Below are 24,923 nucleotides of genomic sequence, written 5' to 3'. Positions count from 1 at the left end.
TCTGCGGATTGGTTGGCGGTGTCAGGTTTGGCGTTCGTGCGGCCGGGTTTATCTGAACGTCTCCGCAGGTGGGTTGGCGATGACTGGCGCAACACCGGTGTGGCCTTCGCGGGTTGCGGCGATCTCATGGATGCGTTTGCGGCAGGCGTACCAGCCGAAGACCATCAGGACTGAGGCGATGGCTGTGACCATCATGGTCAGCGGTGAGTCGATGAACACCATGATGAGGACGCCCACCAGGAAGACCAGGGAGAGGTAGCCGGTGAACGGGGCGCCGAACATCCTGAAGGACGGCCGTTCCACCCATCCCTTGTCGGCCCAGCGTTTGAGCTGGATCTGGCACAGGACGATGGTGGCCCAGGTCATGATGATGCCTACGGAGGCGATGTTCAGCACGATCTCGAACGCTTCGGCCGGGACCAGGTAGTTCAGCGGGACGCCGAGGAGGGAGACGCCGGCGGTGATGGCGATCCCGCCGTAGGGGACGCCGGCTTTGTTCATGCGGGACGCGAATTTCGGGGCGGAGCCGTTCACGGACATCGAGCGCAGGATCCGGCCGGTGGAGTACAGGCCGGCGTTCAGCGAGGACAGCGCCGCGGTGAGGACCACCAGGTTCATGATCACGTCCACGCCCTGGACGCCGATGGAGCCGAAGAACGTCACGAACGGGCTGACGCCCTTCTGGTAGGACGTGTACGGCAGCAGCAGGGCCAGCAGGATCACTGAGCCCACGTAGAACACCGCGATGCGGAAGACCACGGAGTTGATGGCCTTGGGCATGATCTTCTCGGGGTTCTCGGTCTCGCCGGCCGCGGTGCCCACCAGCTCAATCGAGGCGTAGGCGAACAGGACGCCCTGCATGAGGATGATCATGGGCAGCAGGCCGTTGGGGAACACGCCGCCGTTGTCCGAGAGGAGGTTCAGGCCCACTTCCTGGCCGTCCACCGGGGTCCCGAAGATCACGAAGTAGGTGCCCACCAGGAGGAACGCGACGAGGGCGGCGACCTTGATGAGGGCGAACCAGAATTCCATCTCGCCGAAGACCTTCACGGAGACCAGGTTCAGGCTCAGGACCACCACCAGGGCAATCAGGGCCCACGCCCACTGCGGGACATCAGCCATCCAGGGCACGTAGTTGCCGAAGAAGTGCATGTAGAGCGCCGCGGCGGTGATGTCCACGATGGTGGTGGTGGCCCAGTTGATCCAGTAGAACCAGCCGGAAACAAACGCGGCCTTCTCACCGAAGAACTCACGGGCATAGGACACGAACGAACCCGACGAGGGCCGGTGCAGGACCAGCTCACCGAGGGCGCGCAGGATCAGGAACGCGAAGAAACCACACACCGCGTACGCGATGACCAGCGACGGGCCGGCCGCGTTCAGCCGCCCGCCGGCACCAAGGAACAAACCGGTACCAATAGCACCGCCAATAGCGATCATCTGGATCTGCCGCGGCTTCAGGCTCTTGTGATAACCCTTATCCTCGGCATGCAGCGAGGACTCGGTAGCGTGGGCGTGACCACCGTCGATGAGGTGGTCCGGTGCGGCAGTGCGGTCCGCTACAACCTCGTCATTGGGGTTGTTGGGCATGGTTGAGCCTTTCAGTAGGGGAACATCAAGCAGGGTGGGGGAAGAATGTGGCGGGCTGTGCAGCCCGGGCATTTAGAAAACGGACCAGCCGGTGCGGTCCGAAAGGTCGGCCAGGGCGGCAGTGCCTGCCAGGGAATTTCCCTTGGCGTCCAGGCGGGGGCTCCAGACGCAGATGGCACATTCGCCTGGAACGATCACCAGGATCCCGCCGCCCACGCCGCTTTTTCCGGGCAAGCCAACCCGGTAGGCGAACTCGCCGGCGGCGTCATACATGCCGCACGTCAGCATGATGGAGCCGATGCGTTTCGCTTCGCTTCGCGACACTACGGGTCCGTGGGTCCCCTGGCCGTCCCGGGCCAAGAAAAGTCCCGCTTTGGCTAGTTCCATGCAGGTCATCATGATGGAGCATTGCCGGACATAGTTTTCCACCACTGATTCGGCTGGCCGCGCCAGGTTGCCGAAGTCCTTGAGGAAATGCGCCAGGGCCAGGTTGCGGCTGCTGCTGGAAAGCTCGCTGGCCGCGGCGTCCTCATCGATGAACGGCCCTGCGCTGCCTGCCTCTTCGGTGAGGAACCGCAACAGCCGGGTGGCGGCGTCGGGCGTTTCATTCATCAGGTGGTCGGTGACCACCAGGGCACCGGCATTGATGAAGGGGTTCCGCGGGATGCCGTGCTCCACTTCCAGCTGGACCAGGGAGTTGAACGAGGTACCGGACGGCTCCCGCAGCACGCGGGACCACAGTGTTCCGGCGCCGTCCCCCCGGAGCGCCATGGCCAGGGTGAACACCTTGGAAATGCTTTGGATGGAGAACGGAACGCTGGCATCGCCTGAACTGAACAGTTCACCGGACGTGGTGGCAACAGCGATCCCGAACCTGTTGAACGGCACCGCTGCCAGGTGAGGGATAGTGGCGGGTACTGAGCCGCTTTCCCGCTGGGGTGTGTGGCTGCGGACGATGTCGTCCAGTAACGGGCCCAGCGGGGGTGCCATGAGTGCTGTGGTCATTTCCTGCCTAAAAGTTCTTTGTGTGTACCGGCCCATTCCTGGATGTGCAGCAGGGCCACCAACGCATCCCGGGGGTCGCTGAAATCGAGGCCGGTCAGCCTGGATGCCTTACTGATCCGGTAGTAGACGGTGTTCTTGTGGAGCTTCATCCTGGCGGCGCACCCGGCCACATCAAGGGAGGCCTCGAAATACGCGTGCAGGGTTTCGGCGAGTTCGCCGCCCTCCCGCAGCAACGCGGAAAGGCTGCGGTGACGGAACGTTGAGGACGCGAAATTGCGGACTGCTTCGCGGAAGAGGATCTCCGCTTCAAAGTCGTCCACGGTGGCAACTGACGCCTCCGGAGATGCGCCAACGCAGCCCAGCAGGGCGCCTGTGATGCGGGTGGTTGAGTGCAGCGACAGCAGGTCCGGGACCACCGGACCCACGGCGGCGAACGGACGGATGCCGAGGTGTTTGCCCGCATCCCGCACGATCGATTCAGCCAGGCTGCGCAGCCCCGGTTCCGCTGCGGTTGACTGCAGCCCTGGGACAATCACGGCGGTGTCGCCCTGGAACTGGCCCACGATGGCGGAGGCTTTATACGCGGCCGCATGGATGGATGCCAGGTTGGCCAGCTCGCCGTGTTTCAGTGCTGCGTCGTCGGCCTGCGCCTCGGCATCCGAGATGCCCAGCAGGATCAGAGCCGCCGGACGGTCAGCGGGGATCTTCTCGCTGTGGGCGCTGGCCGCAGCTTCCGCCGGGCCCGACAGGATCCGCGCCACACGGTCTTCGCGCATGTGCACGGACTGCTGGTTGCGGTAACGGATCAGCTCCGCCGAGGCCCTGGCGGCGGATCCGTTGAGCACATAATCAACGTCCGCGCCGAAGCCCGCCCCGGTTTCCTGGAGCCAGATGTAGCCCATGATCCGGTCGCCGGCGAACAGCGTGATGGCCACGCGTTCCCGCAGCCCGTCCTGTGGCCGGGCCGGCACCCGCACGGGCAGCCGGGTCCGGTGCAGTTCCCGGTAGGCGCCCAGGTCCTTGAGCAGCAGCAGTTCATATTTCCGCGGACCGCGCCGGGTCAGGATGGAAGCTTTGCGGAGCTCGTCGATGTCATTTGAAACAGTGGAGTAGGCCAGCACCTTATTGGCAGCGTCTTCGATGAGCACATGGCTGGAGGTGAGCCTGGCCGTGGTCTGCGCGATCGCAAACAGATCCTCTTCCAGCAGGGTCAGCACTTCGCTCTGGTAGCTGCGGGGCTGGATCCTGTCCTTGGCGATGGACAGCAGGCGGTCCCAGTCAGCCGCCGGATCCACCAGGAGCAGGCCGGTGCCCGCATCGCGGAGCAGCTCTTCGGCCTCGATGAGCTCTTCCCGTTTTCCCTTGAGGGCAATCACCGGCGGGGGGTTCTTCACCAGCCGCCGCAACGCGGGCAGGGCCGAGCGGCCGCGGACGCCGATCAGCAGCACAAAGGCCGCGCCGCCGTCGGACGTTTCATCATCGGCGTCCACAATCAGGAACCGTTCGATGGCGGAGCCGGCCGGGACAGGCCTGAGGACGAGGGTGGCGAAACCCAGGGGGAGATCCGAGAGGATGTCGTCCACCGTCACCGCTGCCATGGGCTTCCTTCTGCGTCGAACTGGCCGGACGGCTCTGTCCGGACACCTCATGCTATCGAGGCGGGGACCTGCAAAATATGGGCGCGAGCCTAAAGGCAGGGGCAGCTTTTCGGTCCGCGGACCATGTCTGCAAGGTTGCACGGTCTCCGGGCCCCTTGCATGGGGCCACAGCCAGCCAGGTTCCGCCGGTGACGGACGCGGGCCATGGGTCAGACCGTCTCCTCCGCAGCGAGCTGGGACGAGACAATCTCGCGGTACGTCTCGGAAGTCTCCAGCAGCTCGTGGTGCGTTCCGCGCGCCACGATCCTGCCGTCGTCGAGCACCAGGATCTGGTCCGCCTCCACGATGCTGGACACCCGCTGGGCGATCACCACCATGGTGGCGCCGGCCGTGCTCCGCTTCAGTGCCCGCCGCAGCCGCGCGTCCGTGCCGGTGTCCAGGGAGGAGAAGGAGTCATCGAAAATGTAGAGCTCGGGCCGTTTCACCAGGGCCCGGGCGATGGCCAGCCGCTGCCGCTGCCCGCCGGAAACGTTGGTTCCGCCCTGGCTGATGGGCGCGTCCAGCCCATCCTCCATCTCTTCCACGAAATCGCGGGCCTGCGCGATCTCGAGCGCCTCCCACAGCTCATCCTCGGTGGCCGCGGGGTTGCCGTAGAGCAGGTTGCTGCGGACCGTGCCGGTGAACAGGTAGGGCCGCTGCGGCACCAGGCCGATGTGTCCCCAGAGCAGGTCCGGGTGCAGGTCGCGGACGTCCACCCCGTCGATCAGCACGGCCCCGGTAGTGACGTCGAACAGGCGCGGCATCAGGTTCACCAGGGTGGTCTTGCCCGCGCCGGTGCTGCCGATGATCGCCGTCGTCTGCCCTGTCCGCGCGGTGAAGCTGATGCCGGAAAGGACGGGTTGATCGGCACCGGGGTAGGCGAATCCGACGTCGCGCATCTCCAACTCGCCCCGCCGCTGCCTGCCCCCGGCCGCGGCGGTGACCGGGTCCAGTGGCGGCAGCACGCTGGACCTGGTGCCCAGCACCTCGCCGATGCGGTCCGCGGACACCGATGCGCGCGGGATCATCACCGCCATGAACGTGGCCATCATGACGGACATCAGGATCTGCATCAGGTAGCTCAGGAACGCGATCAGGGTGCCCACCTGCATGGACCCGTCCCCGATCCGGAACGAGCCAAACCAGATCACCGCCACTGACGAAACGTTCAGCACCAGCATCACCACCGGGAACATCAGCGCCATCAGCCGGCCGGCGTGCAGGGCCACGTCCGTGACGTCCGCGTTGGCCTTAGTGAACCGGGCCGTTTCCACGTCCTCCCGCACGAAGGCCCGCACCACCCGGATGCCCGTGAGCTGCTCGCGGAGCACCCGGTTCACGGTGTCGATCCGCTTCTGCATCTTCCGGAACAGCGGCACCATCCGGGTGACGATCAGGCCCACGGCGATCAGCAGCACCGGCACGCACACCGCGATCAGCCAGGACAACTGGACGTCCTGCTGGATGGCCATGATCACGCCGCCGATGCTGAGCATGGGCGCCGCCACCATCAGCGTTGCGCTCATCAGTACCAGCTGCTGGACCTGCTGGACATCGTTGGTGGACCTGGTGATCAGGCTGGGGGCGCCGAACCGGGTGACCTCCTGCTCGGAGAACTCGCCCACCCGCTCGAAGATCGCCCCGCGCAGGTCCCGGCCTAAACCCATCGCCGCCTTGGCGCCGAAGTAGACGGCCACCACCGCGCACGCGATCTGCGCCAGGGTGATGACCAGCATGATGGTGCCGGTGGACAGGATGTACCCGGTATCCCCCTTGGCCACGCCCTCATCGATGATGTCCGCATTCAGCGTCGGCAGGTACAGAGACGCGATGGACTGCGCCAGCTGGAAGATTACGACGGCGGCCAGCAGCGCGCGGTGCGGCCGCAGGTATTCAACAAGCAGTTTCCAGAGCATTCCGGTTCCAACCTGACGGAGTGTCCACAAAACGTGGTGCGAGCGTCAGTTTACGTCCGGAGGCTGGGAGTTGGGCGGCTAAAGAGACGGTGTTTAAGTCACCGCGGCTACCAGCGGCGCAAGCTCGGCGATATGTGGCGGGTCCGCTCCCGGCCGGGAGCAGGTGACCGCGGCGGCGCGGTTGGCATAGGCAGCCAGGGCAGAAAGCTGTTCCGGCCCCAGTGCCCGCAAACGCTGCCTTCCCGCTGCCCCGAGCGCTTCCAGCTGCCCAAGGCCGGCGATGAGGGCGGCCATGAAAGAGTCGCCGGCGCCCACGGTGTCAGCCACCGTCACTGGCTCCGCCGGCAGCTCCACCCGTCCCTGCCTGCTGAGGAGAACGGGACCCGCAGCTCCTCGGGTCAGGGCTGCCAGGGACGGCCCGAGGTCCAGCCAGGCTTCGAGGGTTTCCTCAGGGGTGCGGTGCGGGTAGAGCCAGGGCCAGGTCCTCATCGCTGGCCTTCACAATGTCGCTGGCCGCCACGAACCGCTCCGCCTGTTCGCGGACGGCATTGACCTCAGGGCTGATGGCGGGCCGGAAGTTGGGGTCGTAGCTGACGGTTGCCCGCTCCCCCGCCGCCGCAAGGAGACCAAGGACGGACTGGTCCCCCGGTCCCAGCACAGCAGCAATTGACCCTGTATGCACGTGGGAGGACGCCTCGACGGCGGCCAGTGCCGGCAGGGTTGCTCCAGTGAGGTCCCAGCCGATGTCGAAAACATAGGTGGCGGCGCCGTCGGTCCCCAGCGTTGCCGTGGCCGTCGATGTGGGCGCGTTGCCGCCCCTGATCACCGTGAACCCCGTTGGCCAGCAGATGCTCTTCGATCATGAGCCCGTACCGGTCCTCTGCGAAGTGCGTCACGAGGTTCGCCGCGAGGCCCAGCCGCGCAACCCCCACCGCCACGTTGAGGGGGCTGCCGCCGGGGTGTGCCTGGACTTCGCGCGGCCGCCGCGGATCGCTGATGATGTCCACAAGGGATTCGCCGATGACGGTGATCATAATGAGCGGCCCGGGTAGACCACGGCTTTGAGCTGTCCGGGCTGCTTTCCCGCTTTGAGCGCCTCTTCCGAGTCCGCGAGGGCGAACTTTCCGGTGACCAGGATGTCCAGGTCCACTTTTCCGTCCGCGATCAGCTGGATGGCCAGCGGCCACGTGTTGGTGTAGCGGAACACGCCGGAGAGCCAGATCTCCCGGTTCTGGATGTAGGAGACGGGCAGTTCGACGTCGTCGGCGCCGAGTCCCACGAGGATCACGCGCCCGGCAGGGGCTACAGCCTTGATGCCCGCGCGGACGGCCTGGGGTGCGCCGGAGGCGTCGATGAAAGCGTCGACGTCGAGCCCTTCCACGCTGTCGGTTTTGGCGTTGAGCGCGTGCGTGGCGCCGTGTTTGAGGGCGAACGCGAGCCGGTCTTCGGCGATGTCGGAGATGTAGATTTCGGTGGCGCCGAAGGCGCGGGCGGCCTGGGCGGCGATGATGCCGATGGGGCCGGCGCCGGCGATGAGGACCCGGCTGCCGGGCTTGATCTCCGCGCGTTCGCAGGCCCAAAGGCCCACGGAGAGCGGTTCGATCAGGGCGGCGGCTTCGTCGCTGACGCTGTCCGGAATGTCGTACGCGAAATCGGACTGGATGGTCACGTATTCGGCGAACGCACCGTTGATGGGCGGGGTGGCGTAGAACTCGATGTCGGGGCAGAGGTTGTACCGGCCGGCTTTGCATTGCTTGCATTTACGGCAGGGGCGCTGGGGCTCGACGGCGACGCGCTTCCCGACCCTTGACGGGTCCACGGCGCTTCCGACGGCGGCGATCCGGCCGGAGAGTTCGTGGCCGAGGATGAGCGGGTGGTCCACCACGTAGGGGCCGATCCGGCCGTGTTCGTAGTAGTGGACGTCGCTGCCGCAGACGCCGACCGCGGCCACCTGCACCAGGACCTGGTCGGCGTCGAGCTGCGGGAGGGGCAGGGTTTCCATTGCCATGTCACCCTGGCGCTTCAGGATGTTGGCGCGCATCGTGGCCGGCAGGCCGGGCTGCGCGAAGGGGCGGGACTGGGTGGTGGGGATTGTCATCGGAGCGATCCTTTCGAAAGCGGGAGGGTTACTTGACGGCGCCGAGGGAAAGGCCCTGGACGAGTTTGTCCTGGGCCGCGAAGCCTGCGAAGAGCACCGGGAGGGAAATCACGACGGCGGCGGCGCAGACTTTGGCGAGGAAGAGGCCCTGGCCGGAGACGAAGCCTGTCAGGAAGACCGGGGCGGTGCCTGCCACCACGCCGGTGAGGACCCTGGCCAGGAGCAGTTCGTTCCAGCTGAAGATGAAGCAGATCAGGGCGGTGGCGGCGATGCCGGGCATGGCCACGGGGGCGATGATTTTGCGGAGGATGAGCAGCAGGTTGGCGCCGTCGATCTGGGCTGCCTCCAGCATTTCCTCAGGCACTTCAGCGAGGAAGGAGCGCATCATCCAGACGGCGATGGGCAGGTTCATGGACGTGTACATCAGGATGAGGAACCAGATGTTGTCCAAAGCCCCGACGGTCCTGGCGAAGAGGTAGAGCGGCAGGATCGCGGCCACGACGGGCATCATTTTGGTGGAGAGGAAGAAGAACATCACGTCGGTCCACTTCTTCACCGGCCTGATGGACAGGGCGTAGGCGGCCGGGAAGGCCAGGAGCAGCACGAGGACCGTGGACAGGATCGAGGCGGTGGCGGAGTTGATCAGTGACGGCCAGGGGCTGACGCCGGAGGTTTCGCCGAAGAACTCCCGGTAGGCGTCCAGGGTGAGGTTCGCGGCGACCGACGGCGGGTTGGTGGCGGCGTCGGTTTCGGAGTGGAACGAGGTGAGGACCATCCACAGGACGGGGACTGCGAAGAGCAGGGCGAGCAGCCAGGCCGCGATGCCGGCGGCGGTGTTGTTGCGGGTGGGGTCCATGCGCGCCTTGCCGCGGCGGCGCGCCGCCCGGCTGCCGGTGTTCAGTGCGGTGGGCGATGTGGGACGGGCAGGACCCGAATTCTGCGGTGCAGCGGGGGTGAGGGTGCTCATCGTGCTGCCTCCTTCTTGAAGAGTGAAAAGACGGTGCGGAGCGCGAAGGTAGCCACGATGATGGTGCCGATGACCACCACGACGCCGGCGGCGGAGGCCAGGCCGTATTCGTTGGCGAAGTAGAACGTCTGGTAGATCGCGTAGGGCAGGTTGGCGGTGCCGAGGCCGCCTGCGGTGAGGGTGAAGACGGCATCGAAGTTCTGCACGATGTAAATGGCACCCAGCAGCCCGCCGAGCTCCAGGTACTGGCGCAGGTGCGGCAGCGTCAGGTGGCGGAAGATCCCCCAGGGTGTGGCGCCGTCCATCTGGGCAGCTTCCACGGTGTCCATGGGGCGTGACTGCAGGCCGGCCAGCAGGATGAGCATCATGAACGGGGTCCACTGCCACACCAGGGAGAGGATCACGGCCATCATCGGTGCCTGCGAGAGCAGGTCCAGCTGGGGCGCCTCAGCGCTGCCGAACAGCGACCACACCCAGGTGAGGACACCGTTGATCAGCCCGAACGTCGGGTTGAGCAGGGCATGCTTCCAGATCAGGGCCGCTGCCACCGGCACCACCAGGAACGGGGCGATCAGAAGGGTGCGTGCCAGTCCCCGGCCGAGGAACTTCTTGTCCAGCAGCAGGGCCAGCCCCAGGCCGATGAGCAGGCTGATCAGCACCACGGAGACGGTGAGGAGGATGGTGGTGAAGATGGCCTGGCGGAGGTCAGGGTCGGTGAGGACGGTGGCGTAGTTCTCCAGGCCTGCGAAGGCGGTCTTGTCCGGGCTGAGGCTGTTCCAGTTCATGAACGAGATGACCAGTGTTGCCACGAATGGGAGCTGCGTGACCAGGATGAGGAAGACGAGGGCCGGGAGCAGTGGTGCCCGCCGTGCCCATGCGAGGGCCCGTTCGCGCGACTTTGCTTCTCGTGAGGGGTTGGCTGCATTGTGTCCCGGGCGGGAGATGCGCGCCGTTGCGGTAGTCATGATGTTCTCCTGCGGTTCGGTTAAGGCTGCTTGTACTTGTCGCCGACCTTTTGGGCGGCTTCCTGGCCCTTGGCCAGCGCGTCAGCCACGCTGCCCTGGCCTGCGATGGCGGAACTGACGCCCTGGGAGACGTTGGTGCCCAGGGCTGCGAATTCGGGGATACCGACAAACTGGATGCCGACGGCGGGACGTGCCTGCGCGCCGGGGTTCTTCGGGTCGGCGTTCTCGATGGCGAAGCGTTCGGCTTCGAAGAACGGGGCGGCCTTCTGGAACTCGGGGTTCTCGTAAGTGGAGATGCGCTTGCCGGACGGGACCTTGGCCCAGCCGAGCTCGGAGGCGACCAGTTCCTCATAATCCTTGGAGCTGGCCCAGGCAATGAACTTCTCGGCGGCGTCCTGCTTCTTGGATGCGGCCTGCATGGCCCAGGACCAGGTCCACAGCCAGCCGGAGGACGTGGTTTCCTTGACCGGTGCCTGGGCGTAGCCGATCTTGCCCTTCACCGGGGAGTTCTGGGCTTCCAAGGCCCCTGCGGCGGACGTTGCGTCGTACCACATGGCGGTTTTGCTCTGGCCCATGTTGTTCAGGCACTCGGTGAACCCGGCCTGCGCTGCGCCTGCTTCACCATGCTCGCGGACCAGCTTGGTGTAGAACTCCACTGCTTCGGTGAACTTCGGGGAGTTGACCTGCGCGTTCCAGTCTTTGTCGAACCACGTGCCGCCGAAGGTGTTAACCACGGTGGTCAGCGGTGCGAAGACCTGGCCCCATCCCGGCTGGCCTCGGAGGCAGATGCCCTTCATCCCCGGTTCCGCGCCGTCCACCTTTGCTGCGATGTCGGCCACCTCGTCCCAGGTGGGCTTGGCCGGCATGGTCAGGCCCTTGGCGTCCAGGATGTCCTTGCGGTACATGAGGAAGGAGGACTCACCGTAGAACGGTTCACCGTAGAGCTTGCCGTCCTCGCCGGTGAGGGACGCTGTGTAGGCGGGCAGGACGTCGTCCTGGTCAAACGCAGGGTCTTCGGCAACGTCATTCAACGGTGCCAGCCAGCCGTTGGCCGAGTAGAAGGGTATTTCGTAGTTGGAAAGCGAGGCCACGTCATACTGGCCGGCCTGGCTGGAGAACTCCTGGCTGATCTTGGCGCGGACGTCATTCTCCGGCAGGATCGTGTAGTTGACCCTGATGCCCGTTTCCTTGGTGAAGTTCTCTGCGGTGAGCCGCTGCAGATCCTCCATCTGGGGGTTGTTGACCATCAGGACACTGATGCTGTTCGGGTCTCCGGCAGAATTGCCACCGCCGGCACCTGCACAGGCCGAGGCACTCAGCGCGACACACAAAGCGCCGGCGGCCAGGGTCGCAGCACGCATTTTTGGGCGCATTAAGGACTCCTTTGTTCTTCAGGGATGCACAGTCACCGCACCACGACCGCTACGTCGGGGTACTGGACCTGGTGGGCGAGGGCCATCCACCGGAGATCCCGGTGTTCCTCGCTGATGTTCTTCCAGATTAGGCGCGGGAGACAGGTCACAACTAGCGTTCTGGTTGCTACTTTCTGATACTTATTTTCCTGACCTGCCGTCCCGGGCAGCCGCTACTCTGGGACCAGGGCGCTGCGTCCCTGTCCAGAGTTCATAAAACAGCCCAACCACTGGAGCGCCATGATGACTGCCGCGGATACTGCTGACGGAGCCACCGCCAGGCTCGCCGAACGCCTGCTGGGGATGCGGGCCAACCGGGAAGTCATCCCGCCTGACCCCAACCACTCCGTCCGTTGGCACCAGCACAGCTATCCCAGCCCCGTGGCACGCTGGAACTACCACCCCGAGTACGAGATCCACCTCATCCGCAAGGGCACCGGAAAGTTCATTGTCGGTGACCACATCGGCACCTTCGAGGCCGGACACGTTGCCCTGGTGGGGTCAGGACTTCCGCACGACTGGGTCAGCGACCTTGAACCGGGTGAGGTTCTGGAGAACCGGGACGCGGTGATCCAGTTCGACGGGAAATGGGTGGAGCAGACTGCCGCCCTGGTGCCCGAGATGGTTGAGGTGAAGCCGCTGCTGGAGCAGTCACAGCGGGGCATCGAGTTCCTGGGCAGGTCGGCTGAGGCGGCGGCAGCAGCGATCGAGGACATGGGCGCCACCACCGGACTGGTGCGCCTCCAGCACTTGTTTACCCTCTTCGGTATCTTGGTCCGCGCACCTGAAACGGACCGGCGATACCTGGCTGAGGAATGGTTCCGGCCGCAGCTGGACGGCCAAGCGGCTGCCGTCGTCGACCTCGTTTTGGAGTATGTGTTCAGCAACCATGCCGGCAGCGTGAAAATGTCCGAGGCGGCGGCGCTGGTAGGTATGCAGGAAGCCTCCTTCTCGAAGTACTTCAAACGCGCTACCGGGCAGAACTTCAGCGACCTGGTCCGTAAGCTGCGCCTGGCCCACGCACGGCGCCTGCTCGAACGCAGCGACAAACCAATTTCCGACATCTGCTACGAAGTGGGCTTCTCCAACCTGTCCAACTTCAACAGGCACTTCCTGAACGATGCCGGGGAAACTCCGCGGCAGTACCGGCAACGGGTCAGCGGCTGACCTGACCGTCCCGGGATGATGCACTGCGTCGAATCGACAGAGCCGAAGGGGAAACGGAAGGGCGAAGGACGGCGTTAGCCGGACCGCATATCAAACCGCCGCCGGTATTCCGTAGGCGCCGTGGAGAATGCAGCCGCGAAGTTTTGCCGCAGCGTGACGGCGTTGCCGAACCCGCAGTCGTCCGCGATCTGTTCCACTGACAGGTCGGTGGTCTCCAGCAGCCGCCGGGCAGCGTCCAGGCGGCGCGCACGGATCCAGGCGGCCGGCGTCGTACCCGTCGCGGCCCGGAAGGCGCGGACGAAGGTCCGGCGGCTCAGGTGCGCCTGCGCCGCGAGCCGGTCGATGGTCAGCGGCTCCCCCAGGCGGGCCAGCGCCCAGTCGAGGAGGCTCGAGACCGGGTCGTCAGCCGTACGCTGCGGCACCGGCCGCTCGATGTACTGCGCCTGTCCGCCGTCCCGGTGGGGCGCAATGACCAGGCTGCGTGCCACCTTGTTCGCCGCGTCCGCCCCCAGCCGCGAACGCACCACGTGCAGGCAGGCGTCGAGCGCGGAAGCCGTGCCGGCCGAGGTCAGGACGTCACCGTGATCGATGTACAGCACGGACTGGTCAAGGGCGATATCCGGGTGCCGCACAGCCAGCGAATCAAACGCCTGCCAGTGCGTGACGGCCCGGCGCCCGGCGAGCAAACCGGCGTCGGCCACGGGAATCGCGCCCAGGCACAAGCCCATGATCGGCACCCCACGCCCGTGCGCATCCTGGAGCACCTGCCGCAGCGAATCACCGGGGACGCGGCCGTCGTCGAACCAGGAAGGCACCACCACAACGTCCGCCGCCTCGGCAGTCTCCGGCCCCCTCACTTCACCCAGCCGGTAGCCCTCAGCGGTGGTTACCTCGCCTTCCTGGTCAGAGAACAGAACCGTTTTCCAGCCGGCAAGGCCCTGGCGGGCAACTTCGTCAAAAACCATCTGGGGAACGGCCAGGTGGAACATCGTTGCCCCATCGAAGGCGTATACCGCAATCCTCATCCCGCCCCATTCCAACACTTTGGCCCAAATCCATCGTACATTCGCCTTCGTGCCACTGTTGATCCGGTTCATTGGTGGGAAGACTGGACGGGTCGCCAACCGGCGGCCACATCAACCACCAGGGAGAAACCAGAACATGAGCACCCCCCGCCGCGCCCTCATCCTCATCGACGTGCAGCAGCAGTACTTCAGCGGTCCCCTCGAAATCCAGTACCCGGCGCACCAGGAGTCCCTGCCCATGATCACGAAGGCCGTGGACGCCGCGACTGCCGCCGGGATTCCGGTTGCCGTGATCCAGCACTCCGCGGGCGTTGGCGCACCGGTGTTTGCACCGGGCACGCCCGAGTTCGAGCTGCACCCCGAGATTGAAGGCCGCAGGACCGGCGAATGGAAGTCCGTCGTCAAGCAGCACGGGTCCGTCTACGCAGGGACGGACCTCGCCGACTGGTTGCGGAAGCACGACGTCGATACGGTCACCCTGGTGGGCTACATGACCAACAACTGCGTGCTCGCCTCAGCCGTGGAGGCAGAGTTCCTTGGCTTCAGCACTGAGGTCCTCTCAGACGCCACGGGCGCCATCAACCTCGCCAACGACGCCGGATCCGCCGACGCGAAGACCGTGCACACCACGCTCCTGACGCTGCTGAACTCGAACTGGGCAGCAGTTGCGGATACTGACACGTGGAGCAATGCTCTGGCTGCGAATCGGGCCCTCAACGGGAGTGACCTCGGCAGCTCCGCCGTCGCCGGCATGGAACTGGCACCCCAGTCATAGCCAATTCCCGGGCTTCACACCGGCGCACAGCGATGGGAAGCCCGGGAACACCAGCGGCCCGCGCGCAGTTGCATCAGGGGGACCAAGCCCCGACGAAATTCAAGGACTGTACAGATGAAGTGGATTCTTCTCGCCGGCGCCATCCTGAGCGAGGTGACGGCGTCGCTCTCCCTGAAAGCGGCCCTTGATAATCCTGCCTTCTTCGTCGTGGTGGTTCTCGGCTATTCCGCGTCCTTCGCTTTCCTCGCCGGAGTCCTCCGCAAGGGCCTCGGCCTCGGGGTCGCCTACGGCATCTGGGCCGCGCTGGGAGTAACACTCACCGTGCTGCTGGCGGCCGTTCTCTTCGGCGAGGCGCTGACACCGGTGATGATGATCGGCGTCGCCATGGTGATCGGCGGAGTGCTGTGCGTTGAACTCGGGTCACACAAGGAGCCTGCAGCAGAATCCGCCAAAGAAATGGCCCGCTCATGATGTGGCTGTTGCTGACGGCGGCCATCCTCACCGAGGTGAGCGCTACCCTGCTCCTGCGGATCGCGTCCACCGGAAAGCGACGCTGGTACATCCCTGTCGCCGTCGGATATTTCCTGGCCTTCACCCTCCTGACGCTGACCCTGCAACAGGGCATGAACCTTGGCGTCGCCTACGGCATCTGGGCCGCGGCCGGGGTCGCGCTGACCGCGCTGGCCAGCCGCATCTTTTTCAAGGAGGCAATCACCCCCGTGATGATGCTGGGGCTCGGACTGATCATCGGCGGTGTCCTGCTGATCGAGCTTGGGGCGGTCCACTGAGCGGTGGGGGCATCAGGTTCTCGGCGCGGTACCGGTCGAAAAGTGCGGTGAAGGCGTCCAGCGTCCGCCGATACCCGGTGAAGCCCGCGTCCCTGCTCTTGCCCATGTCCGTCACCACCTCGATGTTTCGCCCCAGGTCACCGTCCGTGTGCCACCAGGATGCCACGCGGCCCAGGTCCGGTTCGCTGAGGCCATGGCGCCCGGCCAGATCCCGCCACTGTTCCTCCCGCCCCGCCATGGACTGCTCAAGCGGACGGGGCTCCCCCTGGTATCCCTCCCAACTCCACGCCGAAGTAGGCTGCGAGCTTCGGCCACATCCAGCGCCAACGGAACACATCGCCGTTGACGATGTTGAAGGCCTCATTCGCGGCTGCCGGAGTGGTGGAGGCCCAGAGCATGTGCTCGGCCAGCAGGCCGGCATCCGTCATGTCGGTCAGGCCGTTCCATTGGGTTTCGGATCCGGGGAAGACGAACGGCTGCCCGCTGTCCCGGCACAGGGAGGCCTGCGCGGCAAGGGTGAGGCCCATGTTCATGGCGTTGCCCACCGCGTGCCCGATCACGGTGTGCGCACGGTGCACGGACCAGGTGAACCCCTGCTCCGCCGCTGCCGCCCAAAGTTCGTCCTCCTGGGCGTAGTAGAAGTTGTTCACCGGAAGCCGTGGCTCCTCCTCATGGAAGGGCGTGTCCGGCATTTCCCCGGCGGCGTACGCCTCAAAGGGTCCCAGGTAGTGCTTGAGCCCGGTCATCAGGGCAACGTGGGCTACGTCCTTTCCCCGCAGCGCCGCGAGGAGGTCACGCACCATGCCCGCATTCACGGCGATGTTCTCTTCCTCCGTGGCGCGCCGCGACCATGCGGTGAAGAAGACATGTGAGGGATTCTCCGGACCCAGCACAGCGGCCAGGGAGGAGGCAGAGGTCAGGTCCGCGGAAAGCCACCGGACGCCGGGGCGCTCGGCCCCGGGCCGGCGGGACAGGGCAAGGACTGCCCAGCCTTCGCCCACCAGGGTATCCACCAGGGCGGAGCCCGCGATTCCGGTGGCCCCCACCACCAGGGCCGTCCGTCCGTTGACCGATGCTGTTCCTGATCCGATGGTCATGGTGCTCCTTCTGGTGGGTGCTGGGTGTATCCGCGCGTCAGCACGGCCTCACGCTGTGGCGGAGGCCCGCGCGCTGCGTCGCGCCGGGACAAAGGGCCACTGAAGCCCCTTAGCGACAAGCCCCGCCATCAGGCAGATATTCCATGAAGTTCCCTGGCGGGACCGTTACGCGGACGGCGAAACGCTGTGGCGGGCATGCGCCCGGCAATGCCGCAGATCACAAGCACGGGGCGGATTCACCCGAACTTAGGGGTCTCCCCCGCCCAACTGTCTATGTTCCAATGGGAGGGTTGCACCGGCTGCCCGAGTCCAACCGCGGCCTCGGCCCAACGGAAGGAAGAAGCACATGACCGAACCCCAAGAGCATCCTCCGGTTCCCACGCCCGCGAGCGCCCAGGGCTCTGGCCAGAAGGCCGAGGGTGGCTGCCCTGTAATGCATGACAGCGTTACCGCACAGGGCAGCGAGAGCGAAAACCCGGCCATCGACGCACCCCAGCCCAAGGGGCACCGGCCGCGGACCATCGCCGATTGGTGGCCCAACCAGCTGGACCTCTCCGTCCTCCACACCAACCACCCTGCCGGCAACCCGCTGGGCCCGGACTTCAGCTACCGGGACGAATTCCAGAAACTCGACGTCGAGGCGCTCAAGCAGGACATCACCGAGGTCCTCACCACTTCCCAGGACTGGTGGCCGGCGGACTTCGGCCACTACGGCGGCCTGATGATCCGGATGAGCTGGCACGCGGCGGGCACCTACCGAGTCCACGACGGCCGCGGCGGAGCGGGCGACGGCGGCCAGCGGTTCGCGCCGCTGAACAGCTGGCCGGACAACGCCAACCTGGACAAGGCCCGCCGCCTCCTGTGGCCGGTGAAGCAGAAGTACGGCCAGAAGCTTTCCTGGGCGGACCTGCTGGTCCTCGCCGGCAATGTGGCCCTCGAATCGATGGGCTTCAAAACCTTCGGCTTCGCGTTCGGCCGCGAGGACGTCTGGGAGCCGGAGGAGATCTTCTGGGGCCCCGAGGATGCCTGGCTGGGCGACGAGCGGTACGTCGCCGAAGGCCAGATGGCTGATGAGGTGGGCGCCACCGAGATGGGCCTGATCTACGTCAACCCCGAAGGCCCCATGGGCAACCCGGACCCGCTGGCAGCGGCGGCGTTCATCCGCGAAACGTTCAAGCGCATGGCCATGAATGACGAGGAGACCGTGGCGCTGATTGCCGGCGGCCATACCTTCGGCAAGACCCACGGCGCCGGCAGCGCCGATGACCACGTGGGCCCGGAGCCGGAGGGCGCGGACCTTGAGTCCCAGGGCCTGGGCTGGCTGAGCACGTACGGGTCCGGCAAGGGTGCGGACACCATCACGTCCGGCCTGGAAGTGACCTGGACTGACGTGCCCACGCAGTGGAGCAACCGGTTCTTCGAGATCCTGTTCGGGCACGAGTGGGAGCTGGTGGAAAGCCCCGCCGGCGCCAAGCAGTGGGTAGCCAAGGATGCCGAGAGGATCATTCCGGACGCCCATGACCCGGAGAAGAAGCACCGGCCCACCATGCTCACCACGGACCTGTCGCTGCGGGTGGACCCGGAGTACGAAAAGATCTCCCGGCGCTTCCTGGAGAACCCGGACCAGTTCGCGCTGGCCTTCGCCAAGGCCTGGTACAAGCTGCTGCACCGCGACATGGGCCCGGTGGGCCCGCACCTGCTCGGGCCGTGGGTTCCGGAGGCGCAGCTGTGGCAGGATCCTGTTCCCGCCGTCGGCCATGAACTGATCGGCGAGGAGGACATCGCCGCCCTGAAGGCCAAACTCCTGGACTCCGGCCTGACTGTCCCGCAGCTGGCCTCCACGGCGTGGGCATCGGCCGCCACGTACCGCAAGACGGACCGGCGCGGCGGCGCCAACGGGGCCCGGATCCGGCTGGAACCGCAGCGCAGCTGGGAAGCCAACGAGCCCGAGCAGCTCTCCACCGCACTGCAGACCCTTGAGCGCGTGCAGGAGGACTTCAACTCCGGCCAGGCCAACGGCAAGAAGGTCTCGCTCGCGGACCTGATCGTCCTCGGCGGCGCCGCCGCGGTGGAAAAGGCAGCGTCCGACGCCGGGGTCCCCGTCACGGTGCCGTTCCGTCCGGGCCGCACGGACGCGGCACAGGAACAGACCGACGTCGAGTCCTTCGGCTACCTGCAGCCACGGGCGGACGGGTTCCGGAACTACATCCGGCCCGGAGTGAAACTCCAGCCCGAAACCCTGCTGCTGGACAAGGCCTACCTGCTGGACCTCTCCGCACCGGAGATGACGGCACTGGTGGGCGGCATGCGCGCGCTGGGCACCAACGTGGGCGGCTCCGGCCACGGCGTCCTCACCGACAAGCCGCAGGCCCTGACAAACGACTTCTTCGTCAACCTGCTCTCCCCCGGCACCAAGTGGAAGGCCTCGGAGGATGAGGAGAACGTCTACGAGATCACGGACGTCTCCACTGGCGAGGTGAAGTGGACGGCCACCGCCGTGGACCTGGTGTTCGGCTCCAACTCGCAGCTCCGAGCCCTGGCCGAGGTCTACGCCAGCGGCGACGCCAAGGAGAAGTTCGTCCACGACTTCGTGGCCGCCTGGGCCAAGGTCATGGAACTGGACCGGTTCGACCTGAACTGATCCCTGCCGCCGCGGCCCCGAGCCGCTGAACCGGCGTCAAGAATGGCGGCGAAACCATACCGGTTTCGCCGCCATTTTCCTGAGGATCACACCATCAATTTCCGGGGGTCTGCTTGGTCGCGGACTCATTGTTGGCTTGTATCTCAGCAGTGTTCGTAGCTGCCCAATTAGCCAGCAGCTGCAGTCCGTCGTGGGATGCAGAGCCTGGCTCCGCGGAGAACACGAGCATCTGGAGCGCCTGCCCGTAGGCCAGGTCCAGCCCAAGGTAGTCCAGGTCAAGGTCGCCAACAATGGGGTGGTGAACGCTTTTGATGCCGCTGCGGTGTTGGCGGACATCGTGTGCTCCCCAGAGTTTCCGGAAAAGGTCGCTGCGGGTTGAGAGTTCGCCAACGAGGTCGCTGAGCTTGCGATCGAAGGGGGAACGACCCGCCTCGACCCGAAGGAGGGCAACAATCTGGCGGGTGTTGGACTCCCAGTCCCGGTAGAACGTCTGTGCCCTTGCGTCCAGGAAGGCGAAGCGTGCGGCGTTAACGGGCTGCCGTGAGTCCTCGAACATCTCCGAGAAGAGGGCCCGGCCAAGACGGTTGGTGGCCACTGCATCCAGCCGCCCGTTTTGCACGTACACCGGGACGGTAGACATCGCGTCGAGGGTCTGTTGCACGGTCCCGCTTATCTGGGCTTTACCTGTCAGCCGCCTACGCGCCGGGTGGACGCCGGTATTGGCTGCGCGGATGAGCTCCAAGAGATGCGAGTGCTCCGCCTCATCCAACTGGAGCGCCCGGCTGACGCCATCGATGACGGCCTCAGACGCTCCCTTCGCATTGCCGCGTTCGAGTCGTTTGTAGTACTCCGAGCTCATACCGGCCAGGAGCGCCACTTCTTCCCGCCGCAAACCGGGGACGCGGCGCCGCCCGCCAAAGTCGGGCAGGCCCACTTGCTCCAAGCTCAGTCTGGCCCGCCTCGAGACCAGGAACTGACTGAGATCGTCGCGGTTGTCCATGGTGTCGAAGGTACTCCACCTCGGGCTCGCCAGCGGGTCCCTGTCAGGGAACCTATAAGTAGGGTCTCGTTGGCCCAGGCGTTGAGCGGTTGACTTGAATCATCAGCTGCCCCGGATCGGGCGGCTAAGGCCTGGGAAGCAACATCGCCAACCCTAAGGGTTGAGCTTTGGGCCCTCCCCAATCCCCAGGTCTGAACTCCCTGAAAGGAAATGCACCGTGAAAAATGCACGCCTTGGAGACCTGGAAGTCTCCGCCATCGGACTCGGCGCCATGACCATGGCCGGCACCTACACCAGCGAAGGCGCCCTGGATCACGACGAGTCGATCCGCACCATCCGCTGCGCACTCGATCTCGGGGTCACCCACATCGACACGGCCGAGATCTATGGGCCGTTCCTGAGCGAAGAGATCGTCGGCCAGGCCATCAAGGGACGCCGCGACCAAGTCAAGATCGCAACAAAGTTCGGGCTGGTCTCCCACTCAGGAGGCGGCCCCGGCGTGGTCGACAGCAGCGCGGCGAACGTGAAGGCCGCCGTCGAAGGTTCGCTTCAGCGCCTGGGCACTGACCACATTGACCTGTACTACCAGCACCGGGTGGACCCCAACACCCCGATCGAGGAAACCGCCGGCGCCGTCGCGGACCTGATAGCTGAGGGCAAAGTACTGCATTTCGGACTCTCCGAGGCCTCTCCGGAGACAATCCGTCGCGCACATGCAGTGCAGCCAGTCACCGCGCTGCAGACCGAGTACTCTCTCTGGACCCGCGACGTTGAGGAGGAGATCCTGCCGCTGCTGCGTGAACTCGGCATCGGCTTCGTCCCGTACTCACCGCTCGGACACGGTCTGCTTACCGGTCAAATCCGCACCGTGGATGACTTCGCCGACGACGACTGGCGCAAGACCAACCCGCGGTTCACTGGCGAGAATTTCCGCCGGAACCTCGCGATTGTCGATGAGGTAAAGGCGATCGGCGCCGAGATCGGCGCGACTCCCGCACAGACAGCCCTCGCCTGGTTGTTAACCCGTGGGAACGACATCGCCCCGATCCCCGGCACCCGCCGAGTCCCCCGCGTTGAGGAGAATACCGCTGCGGGCGGCATCGAACTCACTGGCGACCAACTGGAGCGGCTCAACAGCCTGCGGCCGGCGGCAGGTGAACGCCACGACGAGGCCAACATGGCCTCAATCGACCGCTGATCCCTGCCCTTGTGTCGTCCCAGGCCCGCCCCCGGTTGAGGGGATATGAGGACTAATAATGCTGGTGCAATCCGGGGCCTCACGCCTTCTCCGGCGACCCGGGCCTCCAGGGCGTGTGCGTGTGCGTCAGCCACACCGCGCCCGGGTTCAGGGAGCGCACCAGCTGCTGGCCCTCCGTGCCTGGGTTGTCGAGTTCGCCAAACCACACTGCCGTGTCCCCGGCGATGACTGTGGGGACTCCGCCGGGGTCGATGACCACGATCTGTGAGCCGGGGGTATGGCCAGGGGCAGGGAGGAGCCGAATCCCTGGAAGCAGCTCATGCTCGCCGTCGACGGGGACGTAGGTGACCCCCGGCGGATCCACCCACTCCGGGATGGTGTAGTCCTCCTGGGTGCGGGCGTCGTCGAGTTCCCGGCGCTGCACATAGATGGGTTTCCCCGCAAAGAGATGGTTGCCGCCGCAATGGTCAAAATGCAGGTGGGTGTTGACCACCATGTCCACGCTGCCCAGGTCAAAGTCCTGGTCGGTCAGGGGATACAGGCGGGGATCCATGTCCGCCACCGCCGGATGAAGCCGGGTCAGTCCGGTATCCACCAGTACGCGGGCTTCGGGGTGGTCGATGACGTGCACATACACCGGCATCAGCTCGCCCTCGGCCAGCAGCTCGGCAACCCGAATGGCGGTAACACTGATTGCAGCGGAAGAATTCATGCCTGGACCTCAGTTCCACGTCGTGGCGGTTGAATTGCCGGCACCAACGCCGGTGGCTGGGGCGGCGACGTTCTGGTGCTTGGTCCAGACTCGCACCTGCTCCGGCGTTCCGCTAGGTTGCCGCTGCAATAAGGGACGCCATCTGCGTGCCCGCGTCGCTCCCGGGTGCCGGGGTGTAGACCACCAGGTGCAGGTCCGGCCGGTCCGACGGGGACAGCTGGTGGTGCTCCAACTGCAGCACTCCCACGGCGGGGTGGTGGAACAGCCGCTCGCGTGATTCGAAGCCCAGGATGTCGTACCGGTCCCATCCTTCCCGGAATTCCGGGCTGGCCTCCTTGAGCCGTTCCACCAGGTTCTTGACGTCCACATCCCCCAGCCGCTGGCCCGTTTCGGCGCGGAACTCGGCCAGGAACCTCTTGCTGGTCACCTCCCAGTCGGGCAGCAGGTCCCGCACGTAGGGATCGGTGAACACCAGCCAGAGGAGGTTGCGGTCCGCAGCAGGAACCGTGGCGATGTTGGGGAAGAGTGCCGCGTAGGCGTTGTTCCAGCCGGCGACGCCCCAGTCCGGGAACAGCGCGAAGGAGGGGTTCGGGTCCAGGGCATCGAGCAGCCGCTGGAGGTGGGCTGGTGCGGTGGCGGCCGCCGTCGTGCTTGGTCCGGCGGACGCATATCCGCCGAGCGACAGGACGTAGTCCAGACCGGTGTCTGAAAGATGCAGTGCCCTGCTGACGGCTTCCAGCACCTGGCGGGACGGGCTGATGTCGCGGCCCTGCTCCAGCCACGTGTACCAGGTGACGCTCACGCCGGAAAGGAACGCCACCTCTTCACGCCGGAGGCCCCGCTCACGCTTGCGGGCTATCGGCGGGAGTCCATAGTCAACCCGGACGGCTTGGTCCCGGCGGGCCCGGAGGAAGAGGCCCAGTTCTTTGCGCCGGCCAGAATTCTGCACGAAAGAAATACTATTACTCTGGTACTTTCACTACTAGTAGCAAGGCCGTCTTCCTCTTGCGGCGGCGCCAGAGAAGGATGGTCATCATGCCTGCACTACGTTCAAAGACAGTTACCCACGGCCGCAACATGGCCGGAGCCCGCGCACTGCTGCGCGCATCCGGCGTCGCCAACTCGGATATCGGCAAGCCGATCATCGCCGTGGCCAACTCCTTCACAGAATTCGTCCCCGGCCACACCCACCTCGCCCCTGTGGGCCGGATTGTCTCCGACGCGATCCTCGCCGCCGGCGCCGTGCCGCGCGAGTTCAACACCATCGCCGTGGATGACGGCATCGCCATGGGCCACTCCGGCATGCTCTACTCGCTGCCGTCCCGCGACCTGATCGCCGATTCGGTCGAATACATGGTCAACGCCCACTGCGCCGACGCCCTGGTGTGCATCTCCAACTGCGACAAGATCACCCCCGGAATGCTGATGGCCGCGCTGCGCCTGAACATCCCCGTGGTCTTCGTCTCCGGCGGACCCATGGAGGCCGGTCGCGTCACCCTGACCGACGGTTCCGTCCGCTCCCTTGACCTGGTGAACGCGATCGCCGACGCCGTGGACGAGTCCATCTCCGACGAGGACATCAACCTCATCGAAGAAAACGCCTGCCCCACCTGCGGCTCCTGCTCCGGCATGTTCACGGCCAACTCCATGAACTGCCTCGCCGAGGCCATCGGCCTGGCCCTGCCGGGCAACGGCTCCGTGCTCGCGACCCACACCGCACGCAAGGCGCTGTACGAGAAGGCCGGCGCTACCGTCGTCGAACTCGTGAAGCGCTACTACGACGGCGACGACGAGTCGGTCCTGCCCCGCAACATCGCCACCGCGGAAGCCTTTGACAACGCCATGGCGCTGGACATCTCCATGGGCGGCTCCACCAACACCATCCTGCACCTGCTGGCTGCAGCCCAGGAAGCCGGCGTGGAGTACGGCCTGGCCGAGATGGATGCCAAATCCCGCCAGGTGCCCTGCCTGGCCAAGGTTGCCCCGAACGTTGCCGGCAACAAGACCTACTACATGGAAGATGTGCACCGCGCCGGCGGCATCCCTGCGCTGCTGGGTGAGCTGAACCGTGGCGGGCTCCTGCACAAGAACGTCCATTCCGTGCACTCCACCGACCTGGACGGCTGGCTGGATGACTGGGACATCCGCGGCGGCAAGGCCACCGAAGAGGCACAGGCCCTGTGGCACGCTGCTCCCGGCGGCGTCCGCTCCTCAACCGCGTTCTCACAGTCGAACGAGTGGACGTCCCTGGACAGCGACGCGGAGGGTGGCTGCATCCGCTCGGTGGAGCACGCCTTCTCCAAGGACGGCGGCCTGGCCGTGCTGCGCGGCAATGTGGCAGAGGACGGCGCCGTGGTGAAGACCGCCGGCGTGGACGAATCCATCTGGACCTTCCAGGGCCCGGCCGTGGTGTGCGAGTCCCAGGACGAGGCCGTGGAGAAGATCCTGAACAAGGGTATTAAAGAAGGCGACGTGGTGGTCATCCGCTACGAAGGCCCCCGTGGCGGCCCGGGCATGCAGGAAATGCTCTACCCGACGTCGTTCCTCAAGGGCCGCGGCCTGGGCAAGAAGTGCGCACTCATCACGGACGGCCGCTTCTCCGGCGGCACGTCCGGCCTGTCCATCGGGCACATTTCGCCCGAGGCTGCCTCCGGCGGAACCATCGCCCTGGTGGAGGATGGCGACATCATCAGCATCAACATCAGCCAGCGCTCCCTGCAGCTGGAGGTCTCGGACGAGATCCTTGCCGAACGCCGCGAGAAGCTGCTGGTCAACGGCGGCTACAAGCCGAAGGACCGGGACCGCCACGTATCCGCTGCGCTGCGTGCCTACGCCGCCATGGCCACCTCCGCGGACAAGGGTGCCGTCCGCGACGTGTCCCTCCTGGAGCACTAGTCCCCAGGGATCGGCAGGACCCCCGCCCGGACACT

General features: G+C 65.8%; 21 protein-coding genes and 2 pseudogenes. 7 read left to right on the top strand and 16 right to left on the bottom strand.

The features are described 5' to 3' along the window. Positions 1–48: 48 nt before the first annotated feature. From OVA06_RS01700 to OVA06_RS01660, 11 genes and pseudogenes are all read right to left on the bottom strand, one after another. Complete coding sequence (locus OVA06_RS01700; RefSeq protein ID WP_268155853.1) at positions 49–1,590, bottom strand: amino acid permease; 1,542 nt, start codon at positions 1,588–1,590, stop codon at positions 49–51. Between the two features lie 72 nt (positions 1,591–1,662). Then, on the bottom strand, positions 1,663–2,595 hold the full coding sequence (locus OVA06_RS01695; RefSeq protein WP_268155851.1) for a glutaminase: 933 nt from the start codon (positions 2,593–2,595) through the stop codon (positions 1,663–1,665). Next, entirely contained in the window at positions 2,592–4,193 is a 1,602-nt protein-coding gene (locus OVA06_RS01690) for a PucR family transcriptional regulator (RefSeq protein WP_268155849.1), read from the bottom strand. Before OVA06_RS01690 ends, OVA06_RS01695 begins: the two co-directional genes overlap by 4 nt. 209 nt (positions 4,194–4,402) lie before the next feature. Next, on the bottom strand, positions 4,403–6,148 hold the full coding sequence (locus tag OVA06_RS01685; RefSeq protein WP_268155847.1) for an ABC transporter ATP-binding protein: 1,746 nt from the start codon (positions 6,146–6,148) through the stop codon (positions 4,403–4,405). Between the two features lie 93 nt (positions 6,149–6,241). After that, positions 6,242–6,637, bottom strand: coding sequence for a carbohydrate kinase family protein (locus OVA06_RS19660; protein WP_326493564.1), 396 nt, complete (start codon positions 6,635–6,637; stop codon positions 6,242–6,244). Further along, positions 6,597–6,974: a hypothetical protein gene (locus OVA06_RS19655; protein WP_326493595.1), complete on the bottom strand. Its 378-nt coding sequence runs from the start codon at positions 6,972–6,974 to the stop codon at positions 6,597–6,599. The genes OVA06_RS19660 and OVA06_RS19655 overlap by 41 nt, the downstream gene beginning before the upstream one ends. A 61-nt stretch (positions 6,975–7,035) precedes the next feature. Further along, positions 7,036–7,182, bottom strand: a pseudogene (locus OVA06_RS19650) (PfkB family carbohydrate kinase); the annotation flags it as partial. Continuing rightward, entirely contained in the window at positions 7,179–8,246 is a 1,068-nt protein-coding gene (locus tag OVA06_RS01675; protein ID WP_268155845.1) for an NAD(P)-dependent alcohol dehydrogenase, read from the bottom strand. The gene OVA06_RS01675 and the pseudogene OVA06_RS19650, both read right to left, overlap by 4 nt. A gap of 28 nt (positions 8,247–8,274) precedes the next feature. Beyond that, positions 8,275–9,213, bottom strand: a complete 939-nt coding sequence (locus tag OVA06_RS01670; protein WP_056080655.1) for a carbohydrate ABC transporter permease — start codon at positions 9,211–9,213, stop codon at positions 8,275–8,277. Further along, entirely contained in the window at positions 9,210–10,178 is a 969-nt protein-coding gene (locus OVA06_RS01665) for a carbohydrate ABC transporter permease (protein WP_261620848.1), read from the bottom strand. Before OVA06_RS01665 ends, OVA06_RS01670 begins: the two co-directional genes overlap by 4 nt. Positions 10,179–10,198: 20 nt before the next feature. Continuing rightward, positions 10,199–11,551 carry an ABC transporter substrate-binding protein gene (locus OVA06_RS01660; protein WP_268155843.1) on the bottom strand — a complete coding sequence of 451 codons (1,353 nt, stop codon included), beginning with the start codon at positions 11,549–11,551 and terminating at the stop codon, positions 10,199–10,201. A gap of 282 nt (positions 11,552–11,833) precedes the next feature. Here OVA06_RS01660 and OVA06_RS01655 point away from each other — a divergent pair, with 282 nt between their 5' ends. After that, a complete protein-coding gene (locus OVA06_RS01655; RefSeq protein ID WP_268155841.1) occupies positions 11,834–12,757 on the top strand; it encodes an AraC family transcriptional regulator in 924 nt (307 codons plus the stop codon). A 74-nt stretch (positions 12,758–12,831) separates the two neighbouring features. Here OVA06_RS01655 and OVA06_RS01650 read toward each other — a convergent pair whose 3' ends face one another. Continuing rightward, positions 12,832–13,782, bottom strand: coding sequence for a GlxA family transcriptional regulator (locus OVA06_RS01650; protein ID WP_268155840.1), 951 nt, complete (start codon positions 13,780–13,782; stop codon positions 12,832–12,834). Positions 13,783–13,918: 136 nt separating this feature from the next. Between OVA06_RS01650 and OVA06_RS01645 the strand changes: the two genes are divergently transcribed. The 3 genes from OVA06_RS01645 to OVA06_RS01635 all read left to right on the top strand — a co-directional run bounded on the left by OVA06_RS01645 (position 13,919) and on the right by OVA06_RS01635 (position 15,345). Beyond that, positions 13,919–14,557 (top strand): isochorismatase family protein, encoded by a 639-nt coding sequence (locus OVA06_RS01645; RefSeq protein ID WP_268155838.1) that lies wholly within the window; start codon positions 13,919–13,921, stop codon positions 14,555–14,557. Between the two features lie 114 nt (positions 14,558–14,671). Beyond that, on the top strand, positions 14,672–15,028 hold the full coding sequence (locus OVA06_RS01640) for a DMT family transporter (protein WP_268155836.1): 357 nt from the start codon (positions 14,672–14,674) through the stop codon (positions 15,026–15,028). Next, positions 15,025–15,345, top strand: coding sequence for a DMT family transporter (locus tag OVA06_RS01635; protein WP_268155834.1), 321 nt, complete (start codon positions 15,025–15,027; stop codon positions 15,343–15,345). The genes OVA06_RS01640 and OVA06_RS01635 overlap by 4 nt, the downstream gene beginning before the upstream one ends. On the opposite strand, the pseudogene OVA06_RS01630 reads toward OVA06_RS01635, so the two are convergent. Then, positions 15,302–16,442 (bottom strand): annotated as a pseudogene (locus tag OVA06_RS01630) (SDR family oxidoreductase). The gene OVA06_RS01635 and the pseudogene OVA06_RS01630 overlap by 44 nt on opposite strands. Positions 16,443–16,788: 346 nt before the next feature. On the opposite strand from OVA06_RS01630, the gene katG reads away from it, so the two are divergent. After that, positions 16,789–19,083 (top strand): catalase/peroxidase HPI, encoded by a 2,295-nt coding sequence (gene katG / locus OVA06_RS01625; protein ID WP_261620837.1) that lies wholly within the window; start codon positions 16,789–16,791, stop codon positions 19,081–19,083. Between the two features lie 94 nt (positions 19,084–19,177). Here katG and OVA06_RS01620 read toward each other — a convergent pair whose 3' ends face one another. Beyond that, positions 19,178–20,083, bottom strand: a complete 906-nt coding sequence (locus OVA06_RS01620; protein ID WP_056080703.1) for a helix-turn-helix transcriptional regulator — start codon at positions 20,081–20,083, stop codon at positions 19,178–19,180. 217 nt (positions 20,084–20,300) lie between these two features. On the opposite strand from OVA06_RS01620, the gene OVA06_RS01615 reads away from it, so the two are divergent. After that, positions 20,301–21,281: an aldo/keto reductase gene (locus OVA06_RS01615; RefSeq protein ID WP_056080706.1), complete on the top strand. Its 981-nt coding sequence runs from the start codon at positions 20,301–20,303 to the stop codon at positions 21,279–21,281. 79 nt (positions 21,282–21,360) lie between these two features. On the opposite strand, the gene OVA06_RS01610 is transcribed toward OVA06_RS01615, so the two are convergent. Beyond that, a complete protein-coding gene (locus OVA06_RS01610) occupies positions 21,361–21,993 on the bottom strand; it encodes an MBL fold metallo-hydrolase (RefSeq protein ID WP_056080708.1) in 633 nt (210 codons plus the stop codon). 112 nt (positions 21,994–22,105) lie between these two features. Continuing rightward, complete coding sequence (locus OVA06_RS01605; RefSeq protein ID WP_268155830.1) at positions 22,106–22,942, bottom strand: helix-turn-helix transcriptional regulator; 837 nt, start codon at positions 22,940–22,942, stop codon at positions 22,106–22,108. 86 nt (positions 22,943–23,028) lie between these two features. Between OVA06_RS01605 and ilvD the strand changes: the two genes are divergently transcribed. Beyond that, the gene (gene ilvD, locus OVA06_RS01600; protein ID WP_268155829.1) at positions 23,029–24,888 is read left to right on the top strand and encodes a dihydroxy-acid dehydratase; all 1,860 of its coding nucleotides are present in this window, start codon (positions 23,029–23,031) and stop codon (positions 24,886–24,888) included. Positions 24,889–24,923: the final 35 nt, after the last annotated feature.

The sequence above is a fragment of the Pseudarthrobacter sp. SL88 genome (genome assembly GCF_026672455.1).
In the GTDB taxonomy this organism is placed as follows: Bacteria; Actinomycetota; Actinomycetes; order Actinomycetales; family Micrococcaceae; genus Arthrobacter.
The sequence above is the reverse complement of the archived record's forward strand: the minus strand, read 5'-3'. Positions and strand labels throughout refer to the sequence as shown.